The organism is Bifidobacterium sp. POST2/T3 (B1), from assembly GCF_058197115.1.
This window is the reverse complement of record NZ_JBVPQK010000213.1, coordinates 1-4,591: the sequence shown is the minus strand read 5'-3', so window position 1 is coordinate 4,591 and position 4,591 is coordinate 1. Positions and strand designations below refer to the sequence as shown.

At 62.4% G+C, this 4,591-nt stretch carries 3 protein-coding genes; all 3 read right to left on the bottom strand.

The genetic code is table 11. The annotated features are described in order from the left end of the window. A partial coding sequence (gene murJ, locus AC0AP0_RS09220) for a murein biosynthesis integral membrane protein MurJ (protein ID WP_490430249.1) occupies positions 1-1,977 on the bottom strand: 1,977 nt, incomplete at its 3' end. Then, positions 1,974-4,169 (bottom strand): DUF6049 family protein, encoded by a 2,196-nt coding sequence (locus AC0AP0_RS09215; RefSeq protein ID WP_490430248.1) that lies wholly within the window; start codon positions 4,167-4,169, stop codon positions 1,974-1,976. The genes murJ and AC0AP0_RS09215, both read right to left, overlap by 4 nt. After that, a partial coding sequence (locus AC0AP0_RS09210) for an NUDIX hydrolase (RefSeq protein WP_490430247.1) occupies positions 4,166-4,591 on the bottom strand: 426 nt, incomplete at its 5' end. The genes AC0AP0_RS09210 and AC0AP0_RS09215, both read right to left, overlap by 4 nt.

Below are 4,591 nucleotides of genomic sequence, written 5' to 3'. Positions count from 1 at the left end.
TCTGCCGAGGATGGTGTCTCCGATATGCGCGTTCATGGTTGCCGAGCTCTCATCAGAAGTGGGGCGTCGCCTGTAGTCGACGACACCGTGGTGGACCTTGCTGTTCCTAGGTACAATCCTAACGGGTTGCGGGGTCGGAGGGGCCGGCGGAGGTCCGGCTATCGCGGATTCTCCATCAGTATCGAACTCAGGGGCCTCCTCAAGGTTCTCCAATGCTGCGTCTATGCCGGGCAGGGCGGAATCGGGGGAGGAGGAGTGCACCACCCTGACCGAGCGGTCGGCCAATCGGGAGGGTCGTCCTTGCAGAGCGTCCAGGCTGCGGACGGGGTGCCTGGCTGTCCTGCCCAGCCGACGGGCCAGGTCGAGCAGAAGCTGGATAAATTCTTCCGTGCGCAGGGCTACCAGGGTCACGGTATAGATAATTGCCGTCAGCAGGGTAATGACTATGCAGATGAGGAGCGCCTGCACCCAGCTCATGTGACCCTGCTGGCCCTGAATCCAGGCACCGACAAGATGGGTCACTGGAGTTTTGACCGTCAGGGCGGCTGCCAGGGCCAATCCTGCAGCCAGGAAAGCCTTGGCGTAGGTGATCAGAATCCGCCGCTCGTCCAGATTCCCCTGGAAGGGGCTGCGCAGCATGTGAGCCAGAACAGGGAAGCTGAGGAGATTGCTCAGGGACAAGCTCAGCCCTACCAACGCCGCCCAGTAACGGGGAGGTAACAAGCGTATGGATACCAAAACCAGTGCTACTTGGATGGTGTTGGAGACGGCCGCGAAGATGAAAGGATGCCGGCCATCCTCGAAGGCGTAGAAGGTGCGCTGAATGAGCAGGAAGGCGCTCGTGGGAACCAGCCCTAGGGACAGGGTTATCAGCGGTCCTGAGATAAGGACAGACTCATGGACGCTTACCGAGGGCAGCAGGGCTCGGGTAATGGGCACCGGAATTGCCAGGAGGACTGCGGCGAAGAAGAACATCACCAGTCCGACATTGCGCAGGGCCTGGCTCAGATCATTGCGGGCATCCCCTATGCGGCCGTCAGAAACCGCCTTGGACAGCTTGGGGAAGAGGGCCGTGCTGACTGAGACGGCTACCAGCGAGTAGGGCAGTATGAAGATGGTGTAGGCGTTCTGATAGGAGCCGTTGCCGGCAATGTCGAATGGGTTGCCCTCCAGGGGGGCGCCGTTGTTGATGCGGGCATTGACCACGTTGGCCAGCTGGTTGATGATGACCACGCACATGCTCCAGGCCGCCACCGAGCCCATGGATCGCAGGCCGATTCCGCGCAGGCCCCAGCGAGGACGATAGCGGAAACCGCTCATGATCAGGGGGATGAAGAGGACCAGCGCCTGGAAGGCCACCCCCGCGGTCCAGGCTCCAGCTGTCAGGGCCACCTTGCCGTTGTCCCAGAAGCCGACCGGCTGATTGCGGGCGTTGCCGAACAAGAAGATGAAGACCAGGAAGCCCAGGCAGCTGATAACGTTGGCACCCACCGAGCTCCAGGCGTATGCGGTGAACCGGCCCTTGGCGGCCAGGATCTGTCCCAGGACCGTGTAGAGCCCGTAGAAGAAGACTTGGGGCATGCACCAGAGAGTAAAGGAGTTGGCCAGCGCCCGCTGCGCGGGGTTCCACTTGGAGTTCAGATAGACGGTGGTCAGCACCGGAGTGCCCAGCATCAGCAGCAGCGTCAGCAGGGCCAGGAGGACCATGGCGACCGTGATCAGCTTGTTCAGCCGGTCTGCTGCGTCCCGCTCCTTGAGGGTGCGCACAATCTGTGGGACCAGGACGGCGTTGAAGATGCCGCCCGAGATCAGAGTGAACATGACCTGAGGAATCATGGCACCGGTCTGGTAGGCGTCAGCCGCGATTCCGGTGGTGCCTATGGCGGCTGCCAACAGTATGGTGCGGATCTGCCCGGTCACACGGGAGGCCGCGGTGCCCGTGGCCATGATGGCGGAATTGCGCCCTACGGAACTCATTCGTCCGGGTCCTTCGTACGGTGGAACTGCCGCCAGAGCCCCAAAAGTCCCAGGAGCACGGCGATGACAATGATGACCATGCCGCTCATGTCGCTCAGCCGTAGATTGCTGGTGATCTGAGCCTGGCGCACCTGGCCGAAGGGTCTGCCCTGGCGGTCCAGCAGGCCGATATCCACATTGGCTCTGCCGGCTGCTGCCACCCTGACCTTGAAAGTCACCTGGGCTTCTGATCGGGCGGGAATGACCGCCTCCGCCATACGTGAGGTGACGATCTCCATGGAGTCGGTTCGCGCGCTGATGCGGGCGTGGACAGGGTAGGGGTGGCTGTTGCTGACGGTCACGGGCATGGAGGCAGTCTCGCTGACGACGTTCAGAGACTCGCTGGGCGTGATGCTGACCCCGTCCAGGAGTCGATGGGATATGGCCTCAGCCTGATCGGCCAAACCAGCGGCGGCTGCGGTTCCACCCAGTGACTTCAGAGCCAGGTCGTCGTGGGCGACAGTCAGCTGGTTCAACCACTGATGCGGATCCTTAGGTTGTCGGGCAGTGGTGTTGGCATCTTGGCGAGCCAGGGCCTGGCTGTCGGTCTTGCCTGCCGTGGCGCTGGCAGTGGGTTGGGAATCCTGCTTGCCGTCAGCCAGGATGGTGGTGGCGAACCGGTCGATCTCAGCCCGGCTGGCGGTCAGGGAGTCCAGGGTGCCTATCGAACCATCGCCATGTTTGGTGCTGCTCTTGGTGCTGTCGAGTTCCAGGGCCTTGAGCAGACTCGACGACCCGCCAGTGAAGTCGGGCGCCTGCATCAGGTTGTCCATGGACTTAAGGCTGATCCATGGGGCATGCTCCAGTTCGGTCATGATCCGGTCTGCCTGCTGGGTGTCCTCATCGGTATCGAAGCAGACCAGGAGGGAGCGTTCGGCGTAGGGCTGTTCCATCTGATAGAAAGCGCTCTGGGCTATGAAGCGGGCCGTCTGCCCGGCCTGTGTCTGCTCCCCGGTGGCGCGTGTGGAGCTGGGGTGGCCTCTGGCCAGGTTACTGAGCTCCCGCTGGGCCGACAGGACGGTCACCTTTCCAGCTTTGGTTTCGATGGTGTACTTGCCGGTGTGGGCGGAGGTGTCGGCACCGACCTCAAAGCCTTGGGGGGCGATGACCGTCTGATAGCCGGCACGGCGGGCGGTGGTGATGGACTCCATGGTCCACTCCCGTCTGCCCTGCCAGGCGTATGTGTCAGGCGCGCTGTCGGTATAGAGCTTGGCCGCGGTCTGGGCGCTCCAGGATTCGGGAGTGACCCCAGCCTGGGCATAGCGGTTCTGATTCTGGGAGGCATACCCAGTGATGTCGAAGTCGGCTGGCTGAATCAGCCCCTGGATCTTGGGACGATTGACGAAGGCGGACAGATAGACCGGATCGCCCAAGGCCTGCAGGGACCCATGTTTGGACAGCAGCTGGCTCTGGTCCTCCTGGCGGCGGGCCCCCTGGCGGGTCAACGTCACACTCCGGTTTTTATCGTTGCCTGAACCTGACTGGGTCATCAGCGCTGTCATGGCCTTGTCGTCAATGTTCCAATCCGAGGAGGTCAGTGGCAGGACCATGGTCAGGGACAGGGCTGGGGTGCCTGCGGTGGGCAGGCCATCCCAGGTCCGGGTCAGAAAAGTGAACACGTCGCTCAGGATCCGGCCCTGATCATCGCTCAGGGAAAGCCGGACGGGTTTGGGCCCCCAGCTTGCCATCTTCTTGATCGCATCTTGATCAGCCGGTACGTTGACAGCAACTTCGATGCTCTGCCCTGCTGGGATTGTCGGTACGGTCTGCGTGCCCAGCAGATCCGGGGTGGGGATGCGGGCTTGGCCTTCAGACCAGGTCTGCATGTCGGCTCGGGAGCTGAAAGAGTAGAGGGCGCTGGTGGACACGCTCAGATGGGCATTCTCCATGGGCTGGTTGGCGGTGTTGGTCACCGCAGCGCGCAGAGCGTAGCCGGACTTGTCGGTCACCACTGGCGTGGACCAGCGCAGGGCCACCTCAGCAGAGCTCTGCTGATTGGTGGCAGCCAGGGCTGGTGCCGTATGCCAAGGGGCTATCACCAAGACCAGCAGAAGGACGATCGTTAGCAGGATTCGAGCCCACCGGGTCCATCGATTGAAAGCATGGGTGCGCTGGCTGGTGCGCCCGCTCGGGCGCAGGGGGGTCTGGATCATGGCTGTTTTTTGTACTTCCTCGCGTAGAGCCAGGCTATTTTACGCTCATTGGGGTAACTAAGCACCGAGGTCAGGTCGGAGAAGTCCACCCAGATGGCATCCTCGGCCTCATGATCGGGGTCGCCTTCCACACTCAGGGAGCCGCCGATCATCCGCAGGACGAAATGATGGACCAGCTTGTGGACCCGCTGGTTGGTTCCGGTGAACCAGTAGTCGATGGTGGCGATGGAATCGGTCACCCGGCCCAGTATTCCAGTCTCCTCGTGAACCTCGCGCACCGCCGTCTGCTCGGGTGTTTCCCCCTTCTCGATATGGCCCTTGGGCAGGCACCATTCCAGATGGCCCGAGCGGGAGTGCCGGGCGATGATGGCCACCCGGTCATGCCGGTCGAAGATCAGTCCGCCCGCCGAATACTCGCGCAC